20 protein-coding genes are annotated in these 26682 nt (G+C 68.9%); 10 read left to right on the plus strand and 10 right to left on the minus strand.

Features of this window, described 5'->3' with window-relative positions; all coding sequences use genetic code 11:
- Positions 1-45: 45 nt before the first annotated feature.
- Entirely contained in the window at positions 46-4560 is a 4515-nt protein-coding gene (locus FLP10_RS14950) for a glycosyl hydrolase family 95 catalytic domain-containing protein (protein ID WP_246150413.1), read from the minus strand.
- 354 nt (positions 4561-4914) lie between these two features.
- Here FLP10_RS14950 and FLP10_RS14955 point away from each other — a divergent pair, with 354 nt between their 5' ends.
- On the plus strand, positions 4915-5715 hold the full coding sequence (locus FLP10_RS14955; RefSeq protein WP_149161596.1) for an SDR family NAD(P)-dependent oxidoreductase: 801 nt from the start codon (positions 4915-4917) through the stop codon (positions 5713-5715).
- Between the two features lie 18 nt (positions 5716-5733).
- On the opposite strand, the gene FLP10_RS14960 is transcribed toward FLP10_RS14955, so the two are convergent.
- From FLP10_RS14960 to FLP10_RS14975, 4 genes are all read right to left on the minus strand, one after another.
- Positions 5734-6081: a cupin domain-containing protein gene (locus FLP10_RS14960; RefSeq protein WP_149161597.1), complete on the minus strand. Its 348-nt coding sequence runs from the start codon at positions 6079-6081 to the stop codon at positions 5734-5736.
- A gap of 180 nt (positions 6082-6261) precedes the next feature.
- Positions 6262-8520 carry an RNA polymerase recycling motor ATPase HelR gene (gene helR / locus FLP10_RS14965; RefSeq protein ID WP_149161598.1) on the minus strand — a complete coding sequence of 753 codons (2259 nt, stop codon included), beginning with the start codon at positions 8518-8520 and terminating at the stop codon, positions 6262-6264.
- 79 nt (positions 8521-8599) lie between these two features.
- Positions 8600-9334, minus strand: coding sequence for an alpha/beta fold hydrolase (locus tag FLP10_RS14970; RefSeq protein WP_149161599.1), 735 nt, complete (start codon positions 9332-9334; stop codon positions 8600-8602).
- A gap of 61 nt (positions 9335-9395) precedes the next feature.
- Positions 9396-9704 (minus strand): monooxygenase, encoded by a 309-nt coding sequence (locus tag FLP10_RS14975; RefSeq protein WP_149161600.1) that lies wholly within the window; start codon positions 9702-9704, stop codon positions 9396-9398.
- A gap of 86 nt (positions 9705-9790) precedes the next feature.
- Here FLP10_RS14975 and FLP10_RS14980 point away from each other — a divergent pair, with 86 nt between their 5' ends.
- On the plus strand, positions 9791-10621 hold the full coding sequence (locus FLP10_RS14980; RefSeq protein WP_149161601.1) for a carbon-nitrogen hydrolase family protein: 831 nt from the start codon (positions 9791-9793) through the stop codon (positions 10619-10621).
- Between the two features lie 93 nt (positions 10622-10714).
- Positions 10715-11260: a hypothetical protein gene (locus FLP10_RS14985; RefSeq protein WP_149161602.1), complete on the plus strand. Its 546-nt coding sequence runs from the start codon at positions 10715-10717 to the stop codon at positions 11258-11260.
- Between the two features lie 24 nt (positions 11261-11284).
- Here FLP10_RS14985 and FLP10_RS14990 read toward each other — a convergent pair whose 3' ends face one another.
- Positions 11285-12511 carry an aminotransferase class I/II-fold pyridoxal phosphate-dependent enzyme gene (locus FLP10_RS14990; RefSeq protein WP_149161603.1) on the minus strand — a complete coding sequence of 409 codons (1227 nt, stop codon included), beginning with the start codon at positions 12509-12511 and terminating at the stop codon, positions 11285-11287.
- A gap of 146 nt (positions 12512-12657) precedes the next feature.
- On the opposite strand from FLP10_RS14990, the gene FLP10_RS14995 reads away from it, so the two are divergent.
- The 5 genes from FLP10_RS14995 (at position 12658) to FLP10_RS15015 (ending at position 18778) form a co-directional block, all read left to right on the plus strand.
- Complete coding sequence (locus FLP10_RS14995) at positions 12658-14406, plus strand: S1C family serine protease (RefSeq protein ID WP_149161604.1); 1749 nt, start codon at positions 12658-12660, stop codon at positions 14404-14406.
- Between the two features lie 166 nt (positions 14407-14572).
- Positions 14573-15628: a glycosyltransferase family 2 protein gene (locus FLP10_RS15000; protein ID WP_246150041.1), complete on the plus strand. Its 1056-nt coding sequence runs from the start codon at positions 14573-14575 to the stop codon at positions 15626-15628.
- A 2-nt stretch (positions 15629-15630) separates the two neighbouring features.
- On the plus strand, positions 15631-16443 hold the full coding sequence (locus tag FLP10_RS15005) for a CDP-alcohol phosphatidyltransferase family protein (RefSeq protein ID WP_149161605.1): 813 nt from the start codon (positions 15631-15633) through the stop codon (positions 16441-16443).
- A gap of 58 nt (positions 16444-16501) precedes the next feature.
- A complete protein-coding gene (locus tag FLP10_RS15010; protein ID WP_149162285.1) occupies positions 16502-17347 on the plus strand; it encodes a glycosyltransferase family 2 protein in 846 nt (281 codons plus the stop codon).
- A gap of 93 nt (positions 17348-17440) precedes the next feature.
- Complete coding sequence (locus FLP10_RS15015) at positions 17441-18778, plus strand: CDP-glycerol glycerophosphotransferase family protein (protein ID WP_149161606.1); 1338 nt, start codon at positions 17441-17443, stop codon at positions 18776-18778.
- Between the two features lie 18 nt (positions 18779-18796).
- On the opposite strand, the gene FLP10_RS15020 is transcribed toward FLP10_RS15015, so the two are convergent.
- On the minus strand, positions 18797-19603 hold the full coding sequence (locus FLP10_RS15020; RefSeq protein ID WP_149161607.1) for a hypothetical protein: 807 nt from the start codon (positions 19601-19603) through the stop codon (positions 18797-18799).
- A 61-nt stretch (positions 19604-19664) separates the two neighbouring features.
- On the opposite strand from FLP10_RS15020, the gene FLP10_RS15025 reads away from it, so the two are divergent.
- Together FLP10_RS15025 and FLP10_RS15030 are read left to right on the plus strand one after the other, a co-directional pair.
- On the plus strand, positions 19665-19889 hold the full coding sequence (locus FLP10_RS15025) for an antitoxin (RefSeq protein ID WP_149161608.1): 225 nt from the start codon (positions 19665-19667) through the stop codon (positions 19887-19889).
- A complete protein-coding gene (locus tag FLP10_RS15030; protein ID WP_246150042.1) occupies positions 19886-20254 on the plus strand; it encodes a type II toxin-antitoxin system PemK/MazF family toxin in 369 nt (122 codons plus the stop codon). Before FLP10_RS15025 ends, FLP10_RS15030 begins: the two co-directional genes overlap by 4 nt.
- Before the next feature lie 215 nt (positions 20255-20469).
- Here FLP10_RS15030 and FLP10_RS15035 read toward each other — a convergent pair whose 3' ends face one another.
- Genes FLP10_RS15035 through FLP10_RS15045 form a run of 3 tightly spaced genes read right to left on the minus strand, consistent with a single transcriptional unit; the run spans position 20470 to position 26632 of the window.
- Positions 20470-20739, minus strand: a complete 270-nt coding sequence (locus tag FLP10_RS15035; protein ID WP_149161609.1) for a winged helix-turn-helix domain-containing protein — start codon at positions 20737-20739, stop codon at positions 20470-20472.
- Between the two features lie 2 nt (positions 20740-20741).
- Positions 20742-23462: a site-specific DNA-methyltransferase gene (locus tag FLP10_RS15040; protein WP_149161610.1), complete on the minus strand. Its 2721-nt coding sequence runs from the start codon at positions 23460-23462 to the stop codon at positions 20742-20744.
- A 2-nt stretch (positions 23463-23464) separates the two neighbouring features.
- Positions 23465-26632 carry a BPTD_3080 family restriction endonuclease gene (locus FLP10_RS15045; protein ID WP_210418418.1) on the minus strand — a complete coding sequence of 1056 codons (3168 nt, stop codon included), beginning with the start codon at positions 26630-26632 and terminating at the stop codon, positions 23465-23467.
- Positions 26633-26682: the final 50 nt, after the last annotated feature.

A 26682-nucleotide genomic window follows, 5' to 3' on the forward strand; every position in this document is an offset into this window, starting at 1 on the left:
GGGCCGATCCCATCCGAGACCGGCCCCCGCGCGCGTCATCGCTCGTCAGTAGGCGCCGAGGTCGAGCCACGGACCGTTCGGATCGCCCGGTGCCTGGTTGCGGGTCCACCACTTGGCTTTCCAGACGTGCCCGCCATGCGCGACCCGCTCGCCGCCGGTGTACACCCACGACGGCGTCCAGCTGAGCACCCCGACCCCGGCGGCCGCGACCGGGGCGCCCCGTTCCATCCAGGAACCGGTCGCGCTGCTGCCCGGCCGTTCGTTGCGCGTCCACCACTGCGCGAGGTAGACCGCGCCGCCGTACGACACCTCATCGCCGAGGAGGTAGACGGTGCCCGAGTCCCACGCGGGCACCGGCGGCGCGGGAGCCACGAGTGTGAAGGCGACCGTCGTGGCATTGCCCGCCACGTCGAAGACCTGCAGCTCGTTGGCGCCGAGCTTCGCCCCGAAGGCCCCGGGCTTGACGCCGTTGAGGTCCGACCAGGTGTTGTCGGTCAGGTCCTTCTCGACCCCGTTCAGGGTGAGCCGGTCGACCTGGTACGCGTCGAACAGCTTGAACGACACGCGCTCGTAGCCGTCGGCGGCCGAACCGGTCGTCGACCCGGCGTCGTCTTTGACGGTCACCGTCGGGCCCGTGACATCCAGCACGAAGGTCACGGTCGTGACGTTCCCGGCGGTGTCGAACACCTGCAGCTTGTTGCTGCCGGCCTTGCCGCCGAACGCGCCGGGCTTGACGCCGTTGAGGTCCGACCAGGTGTTGTCGGTCAGGTCCTTCTCGACGCCGTTCAGCGTCAGCCGGTCGATCCAGCCCTCGTCGAAGAGCTTGAAGGATGCCTCGCGGTAGACGCCGTCCTTGCCCTTCGACTCGGGCTTCACCGTCACCGTGGGCGGGGTCGAGTCGTCCAGCACCGCGATGCGATACGTCTCACCGGCCGTGCCGTCGAAGCGGATCGTGGTGCTATCCTGCTCGCCCTCGTAGTTCGCGACCGACTCGAACCGCACTCGTCGGCCGTTCGAATCGGTGACGACCTTGCCGGCGAGGTCGGCCGCCTTGACGGTCAGGGTCTGCGAGACCGCCGGGGTGAGCACGGCCTCCGAGACGACGCCGCCCGTCCACGCGATGTCGACGCCCACGTTCCCACGCGCCCGCAGCCCGGTGACCGAGCCGGTGCCCCAGATCTCGGGCGTCGCCGGCAGCAGCTCGATCGCGTCGCCCTGCGACTGCAGCAGCATCTCGGTCGCGCCGGCCGTGCCGCCGAAGTTGCCGTCGATCTGGAAGGGCGGGTGCGCATCCCACAGATTGTCGTAGGTGCCCTGCTTCAGCAGGTTGCCGTAGAGGACGTGCGCGCGGTCGCCGTCGCGGACCCGGGCCCAGAAGTTCAGCTTCCAGGCCATCGACCAGCCGGTCGAGGAGTCGCCGCGGGTGTTGAGCGTCACCTTCATCGCGTCCACGAGGGCGTCCTCCTCGGCGCTGCGACCCGCCACCACCTGGTCGCCCGGGTGCAGGGCGTAGAGGTGGTTCGTGTGACGGTGACTGCCGTCGCCGGTGAAGTCGATCGCGATCGGGTGCTGCCACTCCTGCAACTGCCCGCCCTGGTAGGTGCGCCCGCCCTGCGTGTAGGTGCCCTTCGGTGCGATCTGCAGCCCGAGCATGCCGGCCTTCGCCGTCGCGATCTCGTTGAGGTAGGCGTCCTCTGCCGCCCGGCCCTCGAGGCCGTTCGTCGAGTCGACCGAGTCGAGGCGGTCGCCGAGCACGTCGTGCGCCTCGATCACGTCTTCGAAGAGACCGCTGACGACCGACTGCGGCTCGGTCGCGCCCAGTGAGTAGGGGCCGTGCTCGGGCGAGTACGAGGGGCTCACGACGAGCTTGTTGCTCGTCGTGTCGAGCACGAGGGTGTCGACCCAGAACAGCGCCGCGTCGCGGAGCAGGTCGTAGTGCTGGGCGAGGAAGTCGACGTCCTGCGTGTAGAGGTAGTGCTCCCACACGTGCTGGGCGAGCCAGGCGCCGTCCTCGGGGCTGTAGAACGCGCCCGAGACGGCCGGTGCGGTATTGCCCCAGATGTTGTTCTCGTGCCACGTCGTCCACCCGCGGGTGCCCGCGCCGAACACCCGCTCGGCACCCTGCGCGCCGCGGGGCACGAGTGCGTCGATGTAGCTGATCAGCGGCTCGGTCAGCTCGGAGAGGTTCGTCTGCTCCGCGAGCCAGTAGTTCATCTGCAGGTTGATGTTCGCGTGGTAGTCGGCGGCCCATGGCGGGTTGGTGCCGTAGGCCCAGATGCCCTGGAGGTTCGCCGGCAGCGCCCCCTCGCGCGACGACGAGATGAGCAGGTACCGACCGAACTGGTAGTACAGCGTCTCGAGGTACCGGTTCTCGTCGGCGGAGTTCGTGCCGTCGCGGTAGCCGGCCAGCAGCTGCGGCGTCGTCTTGGCAGTGACGGCTGCCACGTTGCCGAGGTTCAGCTTCACGCGGTCGTAGAGCGCGCGGTAGTCGGCCAGGTGGGTCGCGTACAGCTCGTCGAAGCTCTGCGTGGATGCCGCGGCGATCCGCTCCTCGACCTCGGGGAGGGGATCCTGCCCGTCGAAGTAGTTGTTGAGCGGGTTCTCGCCCGGGTAGGGCTCGTCGGCGGTGATGTCCTCCTGGTAGTTCGTGTTCGACGTGGTGAGGAGCACGACCGAGTCGGCGTTCATGACCGTGATCGCGGTGTCGTTCGCGATGAGCTCGGCGCCCTCGCCCACGGGAATGACCTTCAGCTGCTGGGCGTAGTGCAGGGCGTCGTTGAAGGCGTTGACGTCATCTCCGCCCTGGTTGTGCCCGGCGACCCACCCGGTTGCGGTGATCGTGTCGCCCTGGACGACGATCGACCTCGGATCGATCGGCTTGAGCGAGAACGACTGGGTGATCCTCCCGGGCTCGGACGCGCTGAGACGGATCGCCATGACGTCGTCGGGGTTCGACACGAAGTACTCGCGCTGGAAGCCGACGCCGTCGCGCGTGTACGACACCGAGGCCTTGCTGCCGTCGAGGTCGAGCTCCCGACGGTAGTCGGTGACGGGCTCCTCCTCCTCGCCCGACGAGGGGACGCCCATGTCGATCTCCGACATCTGCGGCTGCTGGCTGAGCTGCTTCAGGGCGGTGACGGTCATCCTGAATGCGTCGTACGAACCGGGCACGTCGGCCTCGAACTGCTGGTACGCCTTGCGGGCGTCGCCGAACGCGGCATCCGCCACGGTGTCGATGAGCGTCCACTCGCCGGCGCCCGACTTCGCGTACAGCTTCCAGGCCCTGAAGTCGCGGCCAGGCACGTCGTTGCCGGTGGCGAGGCGATAGGTCGCCACGTCGAACGGCTTCGAGTACGACCACTCGACCGTGTACGGGTTGGCCTCGGTGATCTGCCCGGCTCCGTCGGCGTACATCTTCGTGCCGGTGTCGCCGTCGAACAGGGCCGGTGAGCGCTCCTGTGCGTTGTTGGGGTGCTCGCGGCTGGCCGTCGAGCCGATGAACTCGGGCGCGCCGGACGCAGCGGCCGTCACCTCGATCTCGGACATCTGCGGATCGGCCCCGCCCACGGTCGCGGTCACGTCCATCCGGTACTCGTCGTACGAGCCGGGAACGTCGAGGTCGAACGACTTGTACGTCTGCCGAGCCGCCCCGAACGCCGCGTTCGCGACCGTGTCGACGAGCACCCAGTCGCCGCCGTCGGCTCGTGCGTACAGGTCCCAGCTCAGGAAGTCGCGCGGGGGGCTGTCGTTGCCGGTCGCGAGCCGGTACCCGGAGGCCGCGAATGCGCTCGAGTACGACCACTGCACCTCGTACGGCCGTTCGGCCGTCGGCCGCCCGAACTTGTCGGCGAACATCTTGGTGTTCGTGGCGCCGTCGAACAGGGCCGCGGTGCCCTCGTTCGGGTTGTTGGGGTTCGTGTAGTTGGCTGAGAACCCGGTGAGCGCGACGATCGGATCGGCGCTCATGAGGATCGAGCTGAGCTGCCGATAGCTGCCGAAGTTCTGCTTGCTGCCGATGAGCTGGTTCACGGTGCTCGTGATCTCGTTCATCTTCGCCGAGCTCGGTGTCGTGGCCGGCGTGATGTTGCCGTTCGCGTCAACGGTCGCCGGCGACGTGCCATCCCACGCCGCCTGCAGCAGCTCCTGCGCCTTCGCGACGATGGCGGCGTTCTCCTCCGAGGTCTTGGAGCTGAATCCGCCGTCGTAGGCGGGGTTCTGCCCGGGGCCGCCCGTCCAGTAGGTGTGGTCGTTGATGATGATCTCGTCGCTGTCGACGCCCCCGAGGATGCTCGCGCCGAGGAAGCCGTTGCCGAGCGGGATGCTCTCCTTCTCCCATGCCGCGGCCTTGTCGTTCGCCGGGCCGGCCGGCGCGGAGTACCACGCCTTCAGCGCCGGCTGCTCGCCGAAGGGCGAGGGCTCCGCCGCGGTCGCGGGCGTGCTCACGGCGACGAATCCGCCCGTGCCGAGCGCGAGGGCGACCGCCGCGGCGGTCCACCGCCTGGCGCGACTCCGCGCGACGGGGGGTGCCGGATCGTCCGTCTGGTGCCGAGAGATGGGCATGGGCACGGTCCTGTCTCCTTCGAACGGGCGCGCCGAGGGCGCGCTGAATGGCCTTGCCGACTGGATGCGCCGCGGAAGCGCGGAATGGGTTCGGTGCAGCACGACAGCGGAGCATCCGGGCCGCTGCCTCGCACGCTGGTGCCCTCATCATTGAGAGCGACGTGCGTGAGCGTAGCAGTCATCGGATGTTCGCGGAAGAGATTCTCATAATCTGGTCGTTTTCGCCGGTTCTACCCGCGAGAGATCGGATCTTTATGCTCACTTGGCGCGCCTGATACCGTGAGCCCGTGCCGGCCCGCCGGCGATCGCGTTCCGCACGCGATGATCCGCGACATCCGACAAAGGGGTCTCTCGATGGACATCAACGGCAAGGTCTTCGTGGTCACGGGCGCCGGCAACGGCATCGGGCGCGAGGTCGCACTGCAACTGCTCGCCGCCGGCGCCTCGGTCGCGGGCGTCGACCTGAGCGAAGCGGGCCTGACCGAGACGGCCGCCCGCGCCGGGGCAGGCTCGAAGTTCACCTCGCACGCCGTGAACATCACCGACCGCGCCGCCGTCGAAGCGCTGCCCGCCGCGGTCGAGGCGGCGCACGGCGCGGTCGACGGCATCGTGAACGTCGCGGGCGTGATCCAGAAGTTCGTCAAGGTGATCGATCTGCCCTACGAAGAGATCGAGAAGGTCATGAACGTCAACTTCTGGGGCGTCGTGCACGTCTGCAAGGCGTTCCTGCCGGCGCTCGTCGCACGGCCCGAGGCCGCGATCGTCAACGTGTCGAGCATGGGCGCGCTCGCGCCGGTGCCCGGCCAGGCCGTGTACGGAGCATCCAAGGCCGCCGTGATGCTCTTGACCGAAGCGCTCTACGCCGAACTGCTCGGCTCGAAGGTGCAGGTGTCGGTCATCTTCCCGGGCGCGATCGCGACCGACATCGCCTCGAACTCGGGGGTCGCGCTCGGCGGCGACACCTCGGCCGAGTCCACCACGCGCAAGATGACGAGCGCGCCCGACGCGGGTCGCGTCATCATCGACGCGATTCGGAAGGGCCGCTTCCGCGCCACCATCGGGTCGGATGCCTCGGGGCTCGACAAGCTCTCACGGTTCAGCCCGAAGCGGGCCACCGAACTCATCGCGAAGCAGATGGGCGACCTGCTGGGCTGAGTCCGCGTCGCGCCCGCGTCAGCGCGCCCGCTCGGGTCCGTCGACCTGGTCGACGCCCGTGACGGTGGTGCGCAGCAGCACCGAGTCCTCGAGCGCGAGCACCGAGTGGCGGTGGTGCGTCAACGCGTCGACCCGGCCCTCGGTGATCTCGGTGACCTCCTGGCCGGTCACGCGCACGCGCCCGGTCAGCACCTGCAGGCTCGCCGCGGCGGGGGAGTTGTGCTCCGACAGCTCGACTCCCGACTTCAGGGCGATGAGCGCCTGGCGCAGCGGCCCGTCGTGCACGATCACCTCGGCGCTGCGACCGCGCTCGTCGGCGAGCGCCGCCGCCAGGTGGGTCTGGACGAGATCAGTCAGGTCTGCCATGAGGGTCCTCCGTTGGAGCCGCCGGTCACAGGGCCGTTGAGCACAGGGCCGTTGAGCACAGGGCCGTTGAGCACAGGGCCGTTGAGTACAGGCCGTTGAGTACAGGGCCGATGCGCACCAGTATGGCAAGCCGGCGCGTCGCCCGGGTGATCCATGGGACGTCAGGCGCAGGTCGCGCGCTCACCCCGCCAGCACGACGAGCTGGCCGGTCGCCCGGGTCATCGCGACGTACCGGTCGACGGCGCCCTCGATGCCGTCCCCGAATCGCTCGGGCTCGACGAGCACGACGAGGTCGAACTCCAGCCCCTTCGCGAGCGCGGGCGTGAGCGACCGTACTCTCGGCCGCGGCGCGAAGGTCGGGTCGCCGATGACGCACGCGATGCCCTCGCCCTCGGCGTGGGCGGCGAGCCATCCGCCGATGACCTGCTCCAGCGAGGCGACCGAGCTGTGCACGACGGGCCGCCCGCTCTCGCGGATCGAGGTCGGCACGTTCGCGTCGGGGATCGCGGCGCGGATGACCGGCGCCGCCTCGGCCATGACCTCGGCAGGCGTGCGGTAGTTCACGGTGAGCGAGGCGATCTCGACGCGGTCGAGACCCGCCCGCTCGAGGCGCTCGGCCCATGGCTCGGTGAAGCCGTGCCGCGCCTGGGCACGGTCGCCGACGACGGTGAAGCTGCGCGACGGGTTGCGGGCGAGCAGCATCTGCCACTCGGCATCCGTGAGCTCCTGCGCCTCGTCGACGATGACGTGCGCGAACGGGCCGGCGAGGGCGCCGGGGTCGGCGCTCGGAAGCCCCGCGTCGTCGGCGAGCGAGTTCTTCGCATCCTGCCCGCGCAGCATCGACATGACCCGCATCTCGGAGTCGTCGGCGGCGATGAGATCGTCCATCACGTATTCGCGTTGCTGGCGCTCGGACGCCTCGGCCGCTTCGCGCCGCCGCGCGAGTCGGGCGGCGTCGGGATCGCCGATGCGCAGCCGCGCCGCATCGAGGAATGGCAGGTCGCTGACGGTCCAGGCGCGCGGTTCGTCGCGCTGCAGGGCGTCGAGCTCGGATGCCTCGAGCCACGGTGCGCACGCGCGCAGGTACGCCGGCACGCTCCAGAGATCGGCGACGACGCCGGCCGGGTCGAGCACCGGCCAGGCCCGGTTGAACGCGGTGCGCAGGTCGGGGTTCTGGGCCAGGGCTCGGTGCAGCAGGTGCGCCGGCACCTCGCCGTCGTTGCGGTCGACGAGGATCGCGAGCAGCTCCTCCCAGGCCTCGTCGCGGGCGAGGTTGTGGGGCGTGCCGGGCTCGGGCGCGGCGAACGCGTCGGCCCAGTCGGCGGGATCGACCCAGACGTCGGTCAGCGAGGTCGTGACATCCATACCCCGCGTCGGCGGGCGCTCGTAGTGACGCACCGCGGCCTCGACCGCGGACACGAGGCGCGCCGACGACTTCAGCCGGGCGGCCTCGAAGTCGGGCTCGACGGCGAGGTCGGCCGTGGTGCCCTCGGGCACGAGGTCGCGCAGCGTGCAGGTCGCGACGCCCTCTTCGCCGAGGCCGGGGAGCACGTCGCCGACGTAGTCGAGGTAGGGCTGATGGGGGCCCACCACGAGCACGCCGCCGCGGTGCCCCGACAGTCGCGGATCCGCGTACAGCAGGTACGCGGCGCGGTGCAGCGCCACGACGGTCTTGCCCGTGCCCGGTCCGCCGTCGACGACGAGCGTGCCGTGCGAGCCCGCGCGGATGATCGCGTCCTGGTCGGCCTGGATGGTGCCGAGCACGTCGCGCATGCGCGACGAACGGGCCGCAGCGAGGCTCGCGATGAAGGCCGACTGGTCGTCGAGCGCGGCGCGCTCCGCGGCATCCGCGAGCCCGTCGGCGGTGAACACCTCGTCCCAGTAGTCGCTGATGCGACCCCTCGTCCACCGGTAGCGCCGGCGACTCGCGAGCCCCATCGGCGAGGCGTGGGTTGCGGCGAAGAACGGCTCGGCCGCGGGGGAGCGCCAGTCGACGAGCAGTTGCCCGCCCGCGTCATCGGCGAGACCGAGCCGGCCGATGTACACGGGCGCGCCGCCGTCGGCGGGCACGATGCGCCCGAGGCAGAGGTCGAGCCCGAAGCGGCCCAGGGTGCGGATGCGCCCGCTCAGCCGGTGGATCTCGAGGTCGCGCTCGACGGCCTGCTGGCCCGGCCCGGCGGGGCGGCGGCGCAGCGTCGCCAGACGGTCGGATGCCTCGAAGATCGCCCGTTCGAGGCGATCCGCGATGGCGCCGAAGTGTCGTTCATCGTCGGCGATGAGGGCCGGGTCGGCCTTGGCGGCGAGTCGGTCGGGCAGGGCGAAAGGGGTGGTGATCAGGGCATGCTCCAGCGCGGGAATCGGTCGGCCGACCAGTATGCGCCACGCGGGGGGCCTTGCCGCAAGACCCCCCTGCCGCGGTATCCTGAAGGTGGCGGGCATGAATGCCCGCCTTCGTCGTGTCGGGGCGTCAGCCCGCGTCAGCCCTCGCCGTACCTGCCACGTCGTGCGCTCGGCCGGCTCAGCTCGTGGCGGCGGCGGCCGCCAGGATCGCGTCGATCGTGGCTTCGGGGTGCGACACCATCGACACGTGCGACCCGGGCAGCTCGGTCACCGTGGACCCGGCTCGTTCGGCCAGGCGGCGCAGCACTGCCACCGGGATCACGCGGTCATCCACGCCGATGACGGCCCAGCTCGGCAGCGACCGCCACGCGGGCGGGCCAGACGGCGTCACGTTCGCCACGAGCGACGCGGGGCGTTGACCGGCGGCGATGGTCGAGCGGGTGGCTTCGTCGAGGTCGGGCGCGAACGACTCGTGCACGACCTCGGGCTTGAGGAACACCTCGGCGGCACCCTCGGGAGCGCCCGGGTATCCGGCGATGTCGAACACCGTCGTCGGGTCGGCCACCGCGAGCGCCGAACCCGAGCCGTCGAGGATCTGCACGACCGTCTCGCCCTCGTCGGGGATGAACGCGTTGACGTAGACGAGGGCTCGGACGTTCTGGGCCGAAGTGGCCGCGTTCGTGATGACCGCGCCGCCGTACGAGTGGCCGACGAGCACCACCGGGCCGCTCGTACGCTGCGCGAGGAACGACGCGATGTATGCGGCGTCGTCACTGAGGCCGCGCAACAGGTTCGGCGGCGCGAGCACCGGGTACCCCTGCGCCTGCAGCGCCCTCGTCACCGCGTTCCAACTCGAAGCGTCGGCCCACGCCCCGTGGACCAATACGATCGTCGGCGTCGTCGCATCGCTCATCGCATCCCCCAAGATTGTGTTCGATTGTCGGGGGAACCCTATGCCCTGACGGCCTGCGCCGCTATGCCACGGCCGCGTTCGTCAACGCCGACAGGCCGTCGTTGACGCCGATGATGCGCGCATCGATGTCGGTGATGCCGAAGCCGGCGAGCCGGCCGGTGTGCTTCTGCACGTAGGCGTCGGCGCTCGCGCGGTCGGCGAACAGGTAGACGCCGCCGGCCACACCGCGTTGGGGGTCTTCGGTCCACACCTTCCAGCGGAAGCCGGGCTCGACCGAGATCTCGGCGGCGAGGTCGGCGAACGCGCCGACGGCGTCGCCACCCCAAGGGCCGTCGGCGAGCGGGAATTCGAAGTACGCGATCACAGCCATGCCGGCACGGTACTTCCGGCCGCGAGCATTCGCATCCGGCACCGTCACGCGGCGCCATCCGCCGCCGCAGTCCGTAGGGTGAGGGCATGAGCCACGCGCCCGCCGCCGACACCCCCGCCGCCCTCGCGATCGCCATCGCCCAGTTCGCGCCGACCACGGACACCACGGCGAACCTGACCGAAATCGCGCGCCTCGCGACGCTCGCCGTCCAACGCGGCGCGCGCGTCGTGGTGTTCCCCGAGTACGCGATGTGCTTCACGCCCCAACCGGGCCGCGAGATGGCGGCGGCGGCCGAGCCGCTGGACGGCCCGTTCGTGCGCACGTTGGGCGAGCTGGCCGCGCGGCTCGGCGTGCACCTCGTCGTCGGGGTGCTCGAGCGGGCGACCGACGCCGACCGGTTCCGCAACACGGTCGTGACGCTCGCGCCGAACGGCGAGCTCGTCGCGACCTACCGCAAGCTGCACCTGTACGACGCGTTCGGCGAGCGCGAGAGTGAGTGGGTCGAGCCGGGCGAGATCGCCGCGCCCGAACTCTTCGAGGTCGAGGGCCTGCGGTTCGGCCTGCAGACGTGTTACGACACCCGGTTCCCCGAGGTGTCGCGTCGCATCGTCGATGCGGGCGCCGACGTGATCTGCATGCCCGCCGAGTGGGTGCGGGGCCCGCTGAAGGAGGCGCACTGGCGCACCCTCACGACGGCGCGGGCGATCGAGAACACGGTGTACGTCGCGGCGGCCGATCACCCCGCGCCGTTCAGTGCCGGCAACAGCATGGTGGTCGATCCGATGGGCGTCGAGATCGCCACGATCGGCGAGCAGACGGATGTCGCGGTGGCTTGGATCTCGCGCGACCGCGTCGAGGCGACCCGCCGCCTCAACCCCGCGCTCGCGCTGCGCCGTTTCGACGTCGTTCCGCGCTGACGTCGTGCCGCGCCGACATCGTGCAGCGCTGAGCGGCGCGATACCCTCGACGCGGCCCCTACCCGGCACACCGACCCGAACCCGAGGACCCGCATGACCTCCCAGGACATCGTCGCCCAGTTGCGCCGCGACGTGGAAGGCACCCCGTTCCTGCTCGAACCCACCGCCCGCGGGTTCACGATGCAATACGACGTGGCCGACTGGAAGTGGGCGACGTTCCTCTACGGCAACGGGTTGCGCACGCAGTACAAGATCAGCGTGGTGATCGACGACGTGAAGCGCACGTGGGCGCCGACGCAGCACATCCGCGAGGTCCGCTGGCAGGCCGGTGCCGGGCCGAACGGGTCGCCCAAGGCGAGCCTCGGTCTCAGAGCATTCGTCGGCGAGGCGATCGTCATCACGAAGACGGCGCAGGTCGGCCTGCACGACGACGGTCGGCTCGTACGCACCTACACCTTCGACAGTCGCGACCTGATGGAGCTCATCACGCAGGCGTGCGACGGTGCGGGCTATCGGCGCCGTCGGGGTGCGGTGACGAGATTCGCGCGCGGCATGGCGATCTTCGGCGGCGCCCTGGCGGTCGCCGTGCTGCCGGTGCTGTGGCTGCTCTCGGTGATCTTCGGCTGGGACACGCTGTAGGCGCGACTCCGAGCTCAGCGCGACTCAGGCGTCGCTCAGTCGCGACAGACGACCGGATGCCTCGGCCAGCACGTCGTGGCGCTTGCAGAACGCGAACCGCACGAGACTGCGGTACTCGGCCCGACGCTCGGGGTGCACCAGCGCCAAGACGGGCACGCCGACGACCCCGGCGAGGTCGGGCAGTCGGCGGCAGAACTCGTCGGCATCGGAGAACCCGAGCGGCGAGGCATCCGCGATCACGAAGTAGCCCGCCTGCGGCGGCGACACCTCGAAGCCGGCCGATCGCAACCCGTCGGCGAGCAGGTCGCGCTTGGCCGCGAGCGTCGCGGCCGCCTGCGCGAAGTAGGCGTCGGGCAGGTCGAGGCCCGCCGCGATGGCCGGCTGGAACGGCGCGCCGTTCACGAACGTGAGGTACTGCTTGACCGCGAGCACGCCCGTGATGAGCGCGGCGGGCCCGGTCGCCCAGCCGATCTTCCAGCCGGTCGTCGAGAAGGTCTTGCCACCCGACGAGATCGAGATCGTGCGCTCCCAGGCGCCGGGCAGGGTCGCGATCGGCACGTGCGCGCCGTCGAACACGAGGTGCTCGTACACCTCGTCGGTGACGATGAGCGCGTCGTGGCGGGTCGCGAGCTCGACGATCAGGTCGAGGACGTCGCGGTCGAGCACCGCGCCGGTCGGATTGTGCGGGGTATTCACGAGGATCACCCGGGTGCGATCGGTGACCGCGCGCCGCAGCTCGTCGGGGTCGGGGCGCCAGGCGTGCCCGGCGCCTTCAGCCGACCAATGCAGCGGCACGGTGCGCAGCACGCCGCCGGCTCGCGCGACGAGCGCGCCGTACGCGTCGTACGTCGGCTCGAATGCGACGACCTCGTCGCCCGCGTCGACGTAGGCGAGCAGGGTGGCCGCGAGCGCCTCGGTCGCGCCGGCGGTTGCGAGCACCTCGGTCGCGGCATCCGGTTCGATGCCGTACCAGCGCCGCTGGTGACGCGAGATCGCCTCGCGCAGCACCACCATGCCGATGCCCGGCGGGTACTGGTTGACGCCCTCGGCGATCGCGCGCCGCGCGGCTTCGAGCACCTCGGCCGGTCCGTCTTCGTCGGGGAAACCCTGCCCGAGGTTGATCGCACCGGTGCTGGCGGCAAGTGCGCTCATCTCGGCGAAGATGGTCGGCCGCACGGCGCCGTCGGACGCGAGCAGGCCGGCACCGGCGGCGGTGCGCTGCCACGGGAGGAGGGGGGTCGAGCCGGTCATTCTCACACCGTACGCTCACGCGGGGCTCGGTACGCTGGCCAGGGCGTCCGGATGACTCGGGGTGAAGCCATAGCGGGCGCATAGACTTCGCCGATCCGCTCCACAGCAACCATGCGGAGACTTGGGATCGCTTGGAAGGAGCACCGATGACCGACAACCAGAACGGCGCGGCCCCGGAGCCGACCGCTCCCGAGCCCCACACCACCGAGGCACAGCCCAGCGCGGCGCAGGCCGAGCCCGCGGTGCAGGCCGAGCCCGCCGAGACCGCGGCGCCCGAGATCGCGGCGCCCGAGATCGCGGCGCCCGAGACTGCAGCGCCCGCGCCCGCCCCGGCGGCACCCGCCGCAGGCGTCGAGCCCGAGGCATCCGCGCCGGCTGCTCCGGTTGCAGCGCCCGCGGCACCTACCGCACCCGCGGCACCTGCCGCACCCGCGGCGCCTGCGCCCGCCCCCGCCGCGCCGACCGGCACCGTCTACACCCCGGGCCAGGCCCCGCAGCCGTACCATGCGCCCCAGTACTCGCACCAGCCGGCGTATCAGACCCAGCCGACGGCACCGCTGCCGCACTACGCGTACGCCGGTGCGACCGCGCCGGCCCCGGGTCGAACCCAGCCGACCGAGCCGCTCGTCGGTTCGGTTCCCCCCGCCTTCGGCGGCCCGGTGCAGCCCGCCGAGCCGAAGCCCGAACGTCGCCGCGTCGGGTTCGGCGTCGCCGCGGCCATCGTCGCGACCGCACTGGTCGCCGGTGCGGGCGGGGCAGGCCTCACCGCGCTCATCATCAACGAGAACCAGCCCGCGATCTCGACGAGCGCCGGAACCCCGCAGAACATCGTCGTGAACGACCCCGACTCGGTGAACCAGATCACCGCGGTCGCCGCGGCCGCCAGCCCCAGCGTCGTCACCATCTCGGTGTCGAGCCAGCAGGGTGCGGGCACCGGCTCGGGCGTCATCCTCTCGGAGGACGGCTACGTGCTCACGAACACGCACGTCGTGACCCTCGACGGTGCGACGGCCAGCCCGAGCATCCAGGTGAAGACGAGCGACGGTCGGCTGTGGAGCGCCGAACTCATCGGCACCGACCCGCTCAGCGACCTCGCGGTCATCAAGCTGGCGGATGCCTCGGGCCTGAAGGCGCTCGAGTTCGCCGACTCCGACAAGCTCAACGTGGGCGACTCGGCCATCGCGATCGGTGCGCCGCTGGGCCTGTCGGGCACGGTCACGAACGGCATCGTCAGTGCGCTCAACCGCAGCATCGACGTCGCCTCGTCGGCGGCTCCGACCACGCCCGACGACAGCGACGAGCAGCAGCAGCCGCAGCAGGAGAGCCCGTTCGACTTCTGGAACTTCGACGTCCCGGGTCAAGAGGGCCAGCAGCAGAGCCAGGCGAGGGGCACCATCTCGATTCCCGTCGTGCAGACCGACGCGGCCATCAACCCCGGCAACTCGGGCGGCGCGCTGCTCGACGCGAGCGGCAAGCTGATCGGCATCAACGTCGCGATCCTCTCGGCCGGCGGCTCGTCGGGCGAGGCCGGCAACATCGGCGTCGGCTTCGCGGTGCCCGCGAACCTCGCCAAGCGGGTCTCGAGCGAGATCATCGAGAACGGCGAGGCCACGCACGGCCTGCTGGGTGCGACCGTCACCTCGGCTCAGACGGCGGATGACGCGACCGAGGTCGGAGCGCTGATCACCGAGCTGAGCTCCGGCGGCGCGGCGGAGGCTGCCGGCCTGCGCGAGGGCGACGTCGTCACCTCGTTCAACGGGGTGCCGATCTCGGATCAGACCGACCTCACGGCGCAGGTGCGCGCCCAGGCCGGCGGGTCGGACGCGACCGTCACGTTCACGCGCAACGGCAAGAGCAGCACGGTCGACGTCACGCTCGGCACCTTCCAGGGCTGATCCTGCAACCCACGAAGCGGGCGGCACCCACGTGGTGCCGCCCGCTTCGCCGTGGCCGGGCGAGATGCTCGGGCGAGGTGTCAGAGCAGCGCCGTGCTCGGGGCATCCGATCGAGGCCGCGATCTGCCCACTGGTAGGCTCGATCGACCGAGCCCGAGTGAGGAACATGCCCGACGCGACCCCCGAGGCGACCCCGTCGCCGACTGAGGGCGTCTCCTATGTGATGCCGGTGCTGAACGACGTGACCCACGTGCGTGCCGCGGTCGATTCGATCCTCACGCAGCACTACGACGGCCCTGTCGAGGTGCTCATCGCCCTCGGTCCGTCGATCGACGGCACGGCCGAGCTCGTCGCCGATCTCGCTGCCCGCGACGGCCGCGTCCGCGTGCTCGACAACGAGGTGGGCTCGACGCCGGCCGGGCTCAACATCGGCATCCGCGCCGCGAGGTACCCCGTCGTGGTGCGGGTCGACTCGCACTCGATGCTGCGACCCGACTACACGCGCATCGCGGTCGCCACGCTCGAGCGCACCGGCGCCGACAACGTCGGCGGCATCATGGACGCGCACGGCGAGACGGCCTTCGAGCGGGCGGTGGCTCTCGCGTATACGACGAAGGTCGGGCTCGGCGGCGGGTCCTTCCACGTCGGGGGCCACGAAGGCCCGGCCGACACGGTCTACCTCGGGGTGTTCCGCCGCGAGGCGCTCGAACGGGTCGGGCTGTTCGACGAGGGCATCAAGCGCGGACAGGACTGGGAGCTCAACCGGCGTCTGCGCGAGACCGGCGGCACGGTGTGGTTCACGCCCGAGCTCGCGGTCACCTATCGCCCGCGGTCGAGTCTCGATCGGCTCGCGCGGCAGATGTTCTCGACGGGCATGTGGCGTGGCGAACTGGCTCGCCGGTTCCCCGCGTCCAACGGCATCCGATACTTCATCCCGCCCGCCATGGTGCTCGGCGTGACGCTCGGGCTCCTCGTCGGTATCGGCGGGCTCGTGCAGCTCACGATGGGCGTCGCACCCTGGCTGCTGGTGGGCTTCGCGGTGCCGGCCGTGTATCTGCTGTTCGTGGCCGCATCGACGCTCGTGTACGCGCGCGGTCGCGGCGCGGGCACCGCGGGCTGGTTTCTCGTAGTCTTGCCCTGCATCCACGTCAGTTGGGGGGTCGGCTTCGTGCTCGGCTTCCTCGCACTGACGAGCAACATCGCCAGGCACACGGGAAGGTGACGATGTCCGAGACCGATCCGGTCACCCGTCGTCCGTCGAGCATCGCCGAGCTCAGGGCCGTGGCGCAGCCGCCCGAGGTGCGCGGCCGACGCAACGCCGAGCACTGGACGGCGTCGCTCTACCTGCGCAACCTCTCGCCGTACCTCACGTGGATGCTGCTGAAGACGCGCATCTCGGCGAACGGCGTCACGGGGCTGATGATCCTGGTCGGCTGGTCGACCGCGGCCGCGCTGCTCATCCCCGGCATCTGGGGCGCGCTGCTGGCCGTCGTGCTCGGGCAGCTGCAGATGCTCGTCGACTGCTGCGACGGCGAGGTCGCGCGCTGGCGTCGGACGTCGTCGCCCGCCGGGGTGTTCCTCGACAAGGTCGGGCATTACACGACCGAGGCGCTCATCCCGATCGCACTCGGCATCCGTGCCGCCGCGTACCCGCTCGAGTTCCCCGAGGACTTCCTCTGGACGATGCTCGGCACGCTGCTCGCGCTCGTCATCGTGCTGAACAAGGCCCTCAACGACATGGTGCATGTCGCCCGGGCGAACGCGGGGCTCGCGAAACTCGCCGACACCCATGGTGAGACGGCTCCGCGCGGTGGGGTCGTCGCGAAGCTGCGCAGGGCGGCGCGGTTCGTGCCGTTCCACCGTCTCTATCACTCGGTCGAGCTGACGCTCATCGCGTTCGCCGCCGCGGTGATCGGCCTGTTCGCCGGGCAGCCGCTCGTCGACCGCGTGGTCGTCGTGGCGTTGGTGCCGCTCGCGATCCTCGCGCTGGTCGGGCACTTCGTCGCGATCCTCGCCTCCCGTCGTGTCCGGTCCTGACACCGGCTCCGACGCCGCATCCGACGCCGCCCCGCGCGTCGGGGTGGTCGTGCTCACGATGGGCCGACGCCCCGACGACCTCGCCCGAGGCATCCGAAGCGTGCTCGCCCAGCGCGACGTCGAGGTCGACGTGGCCGTCGTCGGCAACGGGTGGGACCCTGCGACCGCGTCGCCCGCACTGCCCGACGGCGTGAAGACCGTGCACCTGCCCGAGAACCTCGGCATCCCGGCCGGTCGCAACCGGGGCGTGCCCGCGGTGTCGGGGGAGTACGTGTTCTTCCTCGACGACGATGCGTTCCTGCCGGCCGACGACTTCCTCGCGCGCGGGTGCGCGATGCTCGCGGCGCGACCCGAGCTGGGGCTCATCCAGCCGCGGGTGGTCGATCCCACGGGGCTCGTCTCCCCGCGCCGGTGGATCCCGCGGATCCGCAAGGGCGACCCCGCGACATCCTCGCCCGTGTTCTCGTGCTGGGAGGGCGCGGTGCTCATGCCGCGCGACGTGTTCGATCGCGTCGGCGGGTGGGGCGACCCCTACTTCTATGCGCACGAGGGCATCGAGCTGGCCTGGCGGGTCTGGGACGCCGGACGCATCGCCTGGTACGCGGGTGACCTCGAGGCGGGGCATCCGGTCATCGACCCCGCCCGCCACGCCGAGTACTACCGACTCAATGCCCGCAACCGGGTGTGGCTCGCCAAGCGCAACCTGCCGGCCGTGCTCGCGCCGTTCTACGTCGGTTCGTGGACGGCGATCCAGGTGCTGCGATGGGCGCGGCGCCCCGCGGCGCTGCGCCCCTGGTTCGGCGGGTGGGTGGCCGGCTGGCGCGAGGATCCGGGCGGTCGGCGCCGGATGCGCTGGAGCACGGTGTGGCGGATGACTCGTGCCGGTCGCCCCCCGGTGATCTGAGCGTCCCGTCTTCCCGTAACGATCGGCTCTCGGTCGCGACCGCACGCGCGCGCTCGAAGCATCCGATCATGACGCATCGCTACCCTTGAACGAATGGGACTCCGAAAGGACGCGCGACGCGCGGTCAAGCTCGCGCGGAACATCCTGCGCAACCGCCGTGCGCAGCGCGACCTGCAGACCCGGCTGGCGACGCAGGCGCCGCTCGAGCCGCACCGCTTCAAGATCGGCGTGTACTTCGCCGACGGCAAGGTGAACCTGTATCAATTGCGGCAGTGGTACAAGCCGCTCGCAAAGCTCGCCGAGACCTATCCCGTGGTGATCCTGAGCCGTGCGTCGGGCGCCGCGCTCGCGCTGCTCGACGAGTCGCCGCTGCCCGTCGCGTACGTGCGTCGCGTGGCCGACCTCGAGCGGGTCATCCACGAACAGGACCTGCACATCGTGTTCTACGTCAACCAGAACGCGAAGAACTTCCAGATGATGCGGTACGGGCGTCGCTGGCACGTGTTCATCAACCACGGCGAGTCCGACAAGATGTACATGACCACGAACCAGTTCAAGGCGTACGACTACGCGTTCATCGCGGGCGATGCCGCGCGGGCCCGCCTCGACAAGGTGCTCTGGGACTACGACTTCGACAAGCGCGCCATCCCGATCGGGCGGCCGCAGGCCGACCACTATCTCGACGGCCGCGACCTGCCGTACCCGGCCGACGGCCGCGAGGTCGTGCTGTACGCGCCCACCTGGGAGGGCGATCGCGGGGGAGCCGCGTACGGATCGATCGCGTCGCACGGCGTCGACCTGGTGCGGGCGCTGCTCGCAAGTGGTCGGCACCGGGTGATCTACCGGCCGCATCCACGATCGGGTGTCGTGGACGAGGCGTACGCTGCGGCCAACCGGGCGATCATCTCGGCCCTCGAGGCAGCCAACGCAGCTGATCCGTCGGCGCACCACATCTTCGACGACGGACCCGACCTGGGTTGGCAGCTCGCCGCCGCAGACGTGGCGATCGTGGACATCTCGGCGATGGTCTACGACCGGCTCGCCGCGGGCAAGCCGTTGCTCATCACGAAGCCGGTGAATCCGGCCGCGCAGATCGACACCGGCGGATACCTGCAGGCCTGCGAGTGGCTCGAGGCCGGGTCGGATGCCTCGCCCGCCGCCGATCGCGGCGCGGCCATGCTCGCCCGGGTCGACGAGGTCGCCCACGATGCCGAGGCGCTGTCTCGGCTGAAGTACTGGGTGACCCGGTACTTCGGCGACACGACGCCGGGCGTGACGACCGCGCGGTTCCACGCCGCCGTCGACCACCTGATGGCCGAGTGGGAGCGCTTCGCCGCGCTGCACGCCGACGACCCCGATGTCGACGATCACGACGCCGAGGCCGAGGCGGCCGAAGAGGCGGGGGAGTCGGAAGAGGATCTGGCGGGGTAGGCGGCTGGTGCTGCCTGCCTACATCGAGGCGAAGACGGCAGTGTAGGCGATCGACGTGACGACGCTGAGGATGAGCGTCAGCACCGACAGGGCCACTCCGGCCGTGCCCGCCGCGGCGCCCGCGCGCTTCGCGCGATTGCCGAGGACGATACCGAAGATGGCGCCCGCGACGGCGAAATAGCTGAGCACCGGGATCAGTGCGAATATGCCGCCGAGGATCGCGAGGACGATGGAGGCGATCGCGGCGCCGGTGCCGGCGGTGGTGTTCGGCTTGAGGTTGCCGTTCCCGGCAGCCTGCGGCAGGTACTCGCCGTATCGGGGAATCTCGGGGACGGCCGGCGCGGTCGGTACCGGCACGGCTGCGGCCGCGCGCTGTGCGTTCGCGACCGCCTGCTCGGCGTACGCGCTCGCCGAGGTGGCGGCACGCGTCGCTGCTGCGGCGGCGCGATCCTGCAGGTCGGCGGGCAGCGCATCGAATGCGGTCGAGACGGCCTGCTGCACGTTCGAGGGCACGGATGCCGCGGCGATCGCCGTGACATCCTCGACGATGTCCCCCGGATCAGCGGCGACGAGGTCTTGAGCTGCTGCCGATGCGGAGTCGATCACCTGCTGCGCCTCGCCGGCGTGCGCGGCGGCGAGCACATCGGTCGTCGACTGCGTCTCGGGCAGGAGTGCGCGGGCGCCGAGGTCGAGGCCGGGAGTCGGTTGGGCGGGTTGGATCGGTGTGCTCACCGTGGGCGCGGCGGTGGGCTTCACGTAGTCCCACACGGAACGCGTCGTCGGCACGGGGATGTCGGCGTCGGCTCCGGTGTCGGGTTCGCTCATGGAATCAAGACTGGCAGATGGGGGGGGCGGGTTCGAAGGGTTCCTACCGGGGTCAATCGGTATGAAGGTCAGCAACAGTCTCGACGAAGCCGACGCGGCGTTCCTCGCCGCCGACGTCGCGCGGGGCGTGTGCGAGTCGCGGTCGGCCGCGGTCGCAGCATTCATTCGTCTCCTGCGCGAGCGCGAATTCATGCAGAGCTATCTCGACGAGTTCGAGCTGTGGGGTCGAAGCGATGGCGCCGACGACTGGGAGTGCGCGAGCGGCGACGGATTGGCCGACGCGTGACCGGCGATCGCCCGCAGATTCACCGGGGCCGCATCGTGCTCGTCGAGTTCGATCCGGCGCGAGGCGCCGAGCAGCGCACGACCCGACCAGCTGTCGTCGTCAGCAACCACGGGGCGAACGCCGCCGCCGAGTGCTCGGCCTATGGCGTCATCACCGTGGTGCCGCTGACCGGAAATGTGCGGCAGGTGCGCCCGTACCAGGTGTGCGTGCCTGCGGAGCGTAGCGGTCGCGGCCGCGATTCGAAGGCGCAGGCCGAACAGGTGCGGAGCATCTCTGTCGCTCGTGTCGTGCGCGGCCTGGGTTGGCTCGACGCTGAGCTGAGCGCGGCGCTCGACGAAGCTTTGCAGGTGCATCTTCCGTTGTGAGCGGTGTTGTGGGGTCGGCTACGGTCAGGCAGGGCGTGTTACCCGGCCGAGTCCGGTGACGCCCGGCAGTCAGCGTTCGACTGGCGCGCAGAGCCAGGCGAGGTCATCGTGCGCGCGGTCGCCAGTGGGATCGTGTGTGCAGAGGAACCGGTTGGCACGAATGTCCAGCCACTTCCTCGATTCTGCGCCGCACGCGGTCGAGTAGGCGACCATGCTCAGCCTTGACGGGCGAGTTGCCAGACGCCATCCGATCGTGGCGAAAGAAGTCCTTCCCGCACCATGGTCGCGCGTTCGAAGCTTGCTCGGTTCGCCCAGTTGGGTTCGTGCGGCCGTGTTTGGGGCGAAACCAGATCGTCAGCTGTGAGGTTGTGGCCGTACCTGATGTGGATGGCGGCGAGGACCTCCCGACGACGCGCCGCACCGTCGGGCATCTCCGAGAGCACGGCGATGATCCATTCCCGAAGCGTGGTCTGCGAAGTAAGCATGATCAGCCGACCTCGATGACCTTCATCACTTCGTCTCCGTAGTCGTTGATGACCTTGACGGCGATCTTGCCGGTCGATGGTTTGTCGAACGGGATCGAGACGTCGCGGTAGAGCGATGCCCACGCGTCCGCGTCGATCTCTGCCTTCAAAGCAGTTCTCAGTCGCTTGTATGGGTCGTTGCCGCCGGTGAAGTAGCACTGACGGACGAAGAATGACTCTTCGTTGTAGTCGGTGTCGATCATCCAGAGCGCGATGCGGTCGACCCCGGCACTGCGGGTCTTCTGCAGTGTCGGATCGTAGACATCGACACCGCGGAGTGTCACCTGCAGTCGACCCTCGTCGGTCTCGTCGAGCGCGATGTCGGGTTCGCCGAACACGGTGAAGAGGTTGCCTGCCCCTGTCTTCTTCAGCTCTTCGCCCATGAGGAGGTCGGAGTTCATGCGAACGAGTAGCACCTGCGTGCGCCCGAGCTTCCGCTCCCTTTCGACGGTCGCGAACCCATCGTCGTCGACGACCGTGATGCCGTCTGCTTCGGTGACGCCGGTCGCCTGCGGGTCGAACGCGAAGCCGAGCACCGCGACGAGCCCGATACCGGCATCGATTGCCTCCTTCGCGGCTCGCTTGATGTACCCAGGGCTCACTGTGCCGTACTGCGGGCCGAGCGAGATCGCGACGCGCAACGTCTCGTCGTCGCTGTGATTGTCGGTGCTCTCGCCGATGGCCTGGATGTACTGACCGGGGTACGCCTCGATCGATGCGAACTGCAGTCGCTCGGCACGTCGGCCGTTCTGGATGCCCGCCTTCAGCAGGTTGTCGAGCACCGACTGCTCGAAGCTCCGGTCGTCGGTTTCGGTCGGCTGCTCACGGAATGCATCGGAGTCGTCAAAGCTCAGCGACCGGTGGGGTGAAAGGCTCTCGACGGTGAACGGGCCGGATACGCGCACCTTGCTCTTGTCCTCGTAGGGCTTGTCGTAGAGCAGTTCGAAGTCGGCGTAGCGCTTGATCGCCTTGTCGATCTCGTCGCGTGTCATACCCTCACGAATATCAGGGTTGTTCGCGATCGACTTCAGGGTGACGTGCTGCACTCGTTCGTAGACGAAACCATGACGGATGTCACTATTCGTGTCGGCCGGAGGAAGCAGTTTGCCTGCGAGTTCCTGCTCCTTCGTGCGGCCTTCAGGGGAGTCTGTAAGCAGGTAGAAGGGGTACTTCGCCCCCATGATGCGCTGACGCGCGAGAGCGAGCGCGACGCGCGAGGTGTCGATTGTGATCCACCGGCGCCCCCACTGCTCGGCGACGTAGGCGGTCGTGCCGGAGCCGCAGGTGGGGTCGAGAACGAGATCGCCGGGGTCCGTGCACATCAGCATGCATCGTTGAATGATTGTTGGAGCGGTCTCAACGACATAACTCTTGTCGCGGGCGCCCCCGACATCGCTCCAAATCTCCGTATAGGGAAAAGCGGGGAAGTCGTCGAGGAACCGAACGTACGCTGGCATGCTACGGCCCGGTGCGACACGCCCAGCAAGTAGGAGACGCCGCATTCCGGTCTCGTTCGTCTTCCATCGCGCTTGCATACTGGGGCGGTATTCCCTGCCGTCGAGCTGGATTGGAAACCAGGAGGCGGCTCCTTCACCCTTCTCTCGGCCCATACTCTGGCTCGTAAGGTTGTCATGCCGGAAAAATCGTGCGCCACCCGGAGGCTTCGAAATGCCCGCCCGTTCCTCAGCAGTGGCCGTGCGCGAGCTGCCGTCGGAGAGCTGCAGTCGCGTGTACATGTCCGCGCCGTCACCTCCGGCGGACTTCACTCTGAGCAGATTGCGGTACTTCACCCGGTCGCGATTCTTGGCGAACCAATGAACGTAATCGGTCGTCCCGCCGAGGAAATCGCCCGTCGCAGAGCTTGTCTTGGTGACAGCGATTGAGGTAATCCAATTGACGGAACCGAACACTTCATCGAGCAAACTCCGCACAAGATGCACGTTCTCGTCGCCGATCTGCACGAACACGCTGCCGCTCTCTGTGAGCAGCTCACGTGCCACAACGAGTCGATCTCGCAGATACGACAGATATGAGTGGATCCCCGCCTCCCACGTGTCACGGAACGCCTTGATCTGCTCGGCTTCGCGTGCGGCATCCGCGAGATTGCCGTCCTTCACGTCGCGCGTGCGCGCCGACACCTGCCAGTTGGAGCCGAACTTGATGCCGTAGGGTGGGTCGATGTAGATCATCTGCACTTTGCCGCGCAGCTGCTCCCGCTCGGCAAGCGAACCCATGACCTGCAGCGAGTCGCCGAGGATCATGCGGTTCGCCCACTTCGCCTCGTGCTGGTAGTACTCGACGGCCGAGAGCTCGTCGAGCCCGTCGAACGTGTCGAATAGCGTGAACTCCGGCTCAGGCTCGCCCGCCGCAGCAGTCTTTCGGAGATTCTCGATCAGCACCCGCGGATCGATCTTCTCCTGGATATAGATCGGCGGGGCGTCGACGAGGAGATTCTCATCGTCCTGTTCGTCCTTGCCGCGCCAGACGAGTTGCGGGTCGAGAGTCTCGTCGCGTGCGGCCCGCTCAGCCGCGAGGCCGGCGTAGCGCACGTACTCGAGCGGTTCGCGCGAATCGGATTCCTCGTCGTAGAAGTGCGGCGCGCCGTCGGCCGTCGGGATGTTCGGGCGGGTGTCGGTATGCCGGATCGAGTCGACCGGGATCGGCCCCTTCGGAGTGCGCGCCATGTCTACCCTTCCATCGTCGAGGACTGCCGGTCGTTGCCGGCGAAGATTCCTGTGTTGAGCAGCGAGTGATCGCCGATGATCGACTCGTCTCGGACGTGTCGGCGAATTGCCTGTCGCAGGACGTGATGTGCGTCGTCCACTTCGGGTTTACCGAGCTCGATGTACCCCCACCGCCCGAAGCCGCCGTGGTTGTTCACGGCGACGCACCACGAGTCGCGGGCGGTACGCGCCTTCTCCTGTGTTGGCCCATGGCTCTTCTGGGTGCCCGACACCTCGACAATCAGGTAGCGAGGAACGTCGGGATCAATCGCCTCGACAGTCGCATTCGGATCGATCTTCAGAATGAAGTCGGGCCAGTACTCGTGGGCACGCCCCTTGTGGACATATGGGATGGCGAAGCCGAGTTGGTCGTTCTTCACATAGCTCGTGATCAGGCCATCAGCAGCGAGGCCCTCGCAGACTTTCGCCACCTTCTTCTCCCACTCGTTGCCTTCCTTGCCGTCGAGCGTGACGTGGCTTACGTGCGACCACGTCGTCTCCACGTTCTTCTTCCGGGTCTGGAAGTCGACCGCGGCAGTCGTGCCGGTGGAGCCGAACGCGCGCAGGATGGGTCGAAGGCGCGGCCGTCGCGCATCTTCGGACTCAAGCCGCGTGATCGCGTGGTAGACCGCTTCGGCCGCTTCTTGCTGGGGCACTTCCATCGACAGGTACCCGATCTCGTAGCCGGGATCGACGTGTACGCAGGCACGGATCCACTGCTGGCTGAGGTCGACGAGCTGCGGGAACAGCCACGGCCGTGCGTCGCCCTGCGTGTCGAAGAAGGTCTTGAGCACACGACCGGCGATCTTGAACGCGATCTCCTGCTCTCTGGTCTGCGCGATGCCCTCGATGCGCTCGCCCTCGCCGACGATGCCCTCCGTCTGAACCCAACTCGGCACCGTCGCACCACCGATCGTCAGTGTGTGAGATTCGTCGAGGTTCAGTTGCAGCTTCTCGTCCGGCAGTTCCACTCGGTACCCGCTCAGCACCGGGAAGTCGATACGCAGATGCTCTCGGTCGGACAGCGCCCGCACGTGCGTCGGGGGATCAGCCGGCTTGCCTGGAGCGATCGGCTTGTCCGACGGGATGAACGCGAACGGAATCCCATACACGTTCGAATACTCGGCGCCGAAGCGCCCGGTCTCAGGATCCACCTCGTACGAGCGCCGTCGCAGCCCACGGCCGACCACCTGCTCGCACAGCAGCTGAGACCTGAACGCGCGCACACCGAGGATGTGGGTCACCGTGTTCGCATCCCAGCCCTCGGTGAGCATCGCCACGCTTACTACACACCGCACTTGCTCCCCGAGCTTGCCCTTCTTGCCGACGGTGTTCATCACTTCGCGCAGCAGATCCGCGTCGGTGATCGTATCGACATCGGCGCCGGGATTCTGCTCGCGGTAGCTGCGCTTGAACGCTTCGATCTCTTCGGATGCTGCGCTCTTGAAATCGCCTTTCAGTGCTTCGCCCGACTCGAGTTGCTTCGAGTCGACGATGATGGTGCGCGGACGAGCAAGCGGCTCGTCGTCGACCACGTTGCTGAACAGTGCCAGCTCGCCCGCCACGTCCACGGTCGCATCACCAACCGGCTTCTCGTATCCGGCGATCCAGTCGTAGATGAGCTTCGAGACGAATGTGTTCGGTGACACCACGATCATGACGGGCGGCGGTTCGCCGCGATCACGATACTGCTCCTGCCAGTCGGCGAAGGATTTTTCATAGCTGCGGTAGAGGCTGCGAAGTGCGCCCTCGAGCGCAGCTGGCATGTTCCACGAACCCGGGTCGGGTGGCACCGACTTTGCGGTTCGTGGCCAGTTCGAGTCATCCTTCACCTGATCGTAGATCTGAAGGTAGCTGACCAGCTTGCCATCGAAGTCGTCATCGACCGGCAGGCGCGGTACCTTCACGATGCCCGACTCGATCGCGTCCATGAGCGAGAAATCGCTGACCGTCCACGGGAAGATAAGCCCCTCGCTCCATCCCGATCCCTTGAGGTAGAAGGGTGTCGCGGAGAGGTCGTAGATCGTCTTCACGCCTGCGTAGCGCTTCAACCACTGCAGCCCGCGGAACCAGACGGTTGCGTCTTCGTTCTCGGCCTTCGCCTCGGCGTCGGGCTTGCTCAGATCGGCGTCATCGCGCAGCGTCGTGTTCTGTTGGTAGCAATGATGTGCCTCGTCGTTGAGCACGACGATCTCCCCCTTGCCTCGGCCTAGGTCGCGCAGGATGCGGGAGACCACCGCTTGTGGAGTCTCCTCGAACGGGTCATTGTTCACCGCCCGTCCGCCTAGCAGCATCTTTCGGGTGTTCGCATTGACGCCCTTGATTTCTCTCGACTGCCGCTTCAGGAACTGGTGGTAATTGACAATCGCGATCTGTGCTTGACCGAGCTGTTGGCGCAGGTCGGGCGGCACGATACCCCGCTGGTCGTAGTAGTTCTCGGCATGATCCGGCTGGAGAACCTGCAGTCGGTCGCGGATCGTTATGCCGGGCGTCACAATCAGGAAGCGCTTCGCAAAGCGCGCATCGTTCGGGTTGGCGATCTTGTTCAGCGTCTGCCACGCGATGAGCATCGCCATTACAACCGTCTTGCCCGACCCCGTCGCCATCTTCAGAGCGACGCGGGGGAGGCCGGCGTTGTGCGCCGCGTTCGCCTCACCTAGCAGCTCGCGCCAGTCGACTCCGCCGACCCGACTCGGCGTGTATCCACGCCGGCTCACGACCTCGGCAAGGAAGATCGCCGTCTCGGCCGCCTCGCGCTGGGCGAAGAGGATTCGGTTCTCGCGTGCGGGGTCGGCCCAATAGCGAAGGAGCTTCTTCGAGATCGGTGATACACGTTCGTACCCGCGAAGCCTCCATGTACGCACCTCGTCACGGAGTTGGTCGATCGCGTCATTGCGCTCGATCTTCTCGTCTGTGACGTTCAGGTCGAACGCGAGCTGGGTTGCATCGACTGCCGCTTTGCCGCGCCCCTTCTTCGGTTTCGGCACCGGAATGAAGAACTCGCTCGGTCGGCGCCCGGCTGCGAGCTCACCGGTCGGGCCGTTCGGGCCGATCACGAAGTGCTGCTGCGGTTCCTCGTACGGGGAGTTGACGATCGGGTTTGCGAGTGCCTCCGCCACTGCGTCCGACATTGCCGCCTCCGTCCGGGTCGTTCCGACCCGGATCCGGGCCAAGCGCGTTA

The organism is Agromyces intestinalis (assembly GCF_008365295.1).
GTDB classification, from domain to species: Bacteria; Actinomycetota; Actinomycetes; order Actinomycetales; family Microbacteriaceae; genus Agromyces; species Agromyces intestinalis.

Coding starts and splice junctions, on each gene's coding strand:
- FLP10_RS14950 (WP_246150413.1), bottom strand. CDS start 4,560: ATGCCCATCTCTCGGCACCAGACGGACGATCCGGCACCCCCCGTCGCG.
- FLP10_RS14955 (WP_149161596.1), top strand. CDS start 4,915: ATGGACATCAACGGCAAGGTCTTCGTGGTCACGGGCGCCGGCAACGGC.
- FLP10_RS14960 (WP_149161597.1), bottom strand. CDS start 6,081: ATGGCAGACCTGACTGATCTCGTCCAGACCCACCTGGCGGCGGCGCTC.
- helR (WP_149161598.1), bottom strand. CDS start 8,520: ATGCCCGCCACCTTCAGGATACCGCGGCAGGGGGGTCTTGCGGCAAGG.
- FLP10_RS14970 (WP_149161599.1), bottom strand. CDS start 9,334: ATGAGCGATGCGACGACGCCGACGATCGTATTGGTCCACGGGGCGTGG.
- FLP10_RS14975 (WP_149161600.1), bottom strand. CDS start 9,704: ATGGCTGTGATCGCGTACTTCGAATTCCCGCTCGCCGACGGCCCTTGG.
- FLP10_RS14980 (WP_149161601.1), top strand. CDS start 9,791: ATGAGCCACGCGCCCGCCGCCGACACCCCCGCCGCCCTCGCGATCGCC.
- FLP10_RS14985 (WP_149161602.1), top strand. CDS start 10,715: ATGACCTCCCAGGACATCGTCGCCCAGTTGCGCCGCGACGTGGAAGGC.
- FLP10_RS14990 (WP_149161603.1), bottom strand. CDS start 12,511: ATGACCGGCTCGACCCCCCTCCTCCCGTGGCAGCGCACCGCCGCCGGT.
- FLP10_RS14995 (WP_149161604.1), top strand. CDS start 12,658: ATGACCGACAACCAGAACGGCGCGGCCCCGGAGCCGACCGCTCCCGAG.
- FLP10_RS15000 (WP_246150041.1), top strand. CDS start 14,573: ATGCCCGACGCGACCCCCGAGGCGACCCCGTCGCCGACTGAGGGCGTC.
- FLP10_RS15005 (WP_149161605.1), top strand. CDS start 15,631: ATGTCCGAGACCGATCCGGTCACCCGTCGTCCGTCGAGCATCGCCGAG.
- FLP10_RS15010 (WP_149162285.1), top strand. CDS start 16,502: ATGGGCCGACGCCCCGACGACCTCGCCCGAGGCATCCGAAGCGTGCTC.
- FLP10_RS15015 (WP_149161606.1), top strand. CDS start 17,441: ATGGGACTCCGAAAGGACGCGCGACGCGCGGTCAAGCTCGCGCGGAAC.
- FLP10_RS15020 (WP_149161607.1), bottom strand. CDS start 19,603: ATGAGCGAACCCGACACCGGAGCCGACGCCGACATCCCCGTGCCGACG.
- FLP10_RS15025 (WP_149161608.1), top strand. CDS start 19,665: ATGAAGGTCAGCAACAGTCTCGACGAAGCCGACGCGGCGTTCCTCGCC.
- FLP10_RS15035 (WP_149161609.1), bottom strand. CDS start 20,739: ATGCTTACTTCGCAGACCACGCTTCGGGAATGGATCATCGCCGTGCTC.
- FLP10_RS15040 (WP_149161610.1), bottom strand. CDS start 23,462: ATGGCGCGCACTCCGAAGGGGCCGATCCCGGTCGACTCGATCCGGCAT.
- FLP10_RS15045 (WP_210418418.1), bottom strand. CDS start 26,632: ATGTCGGACGCAGTGGCGGAGGCACTCGCAAACCCGATCGTCAACTCC.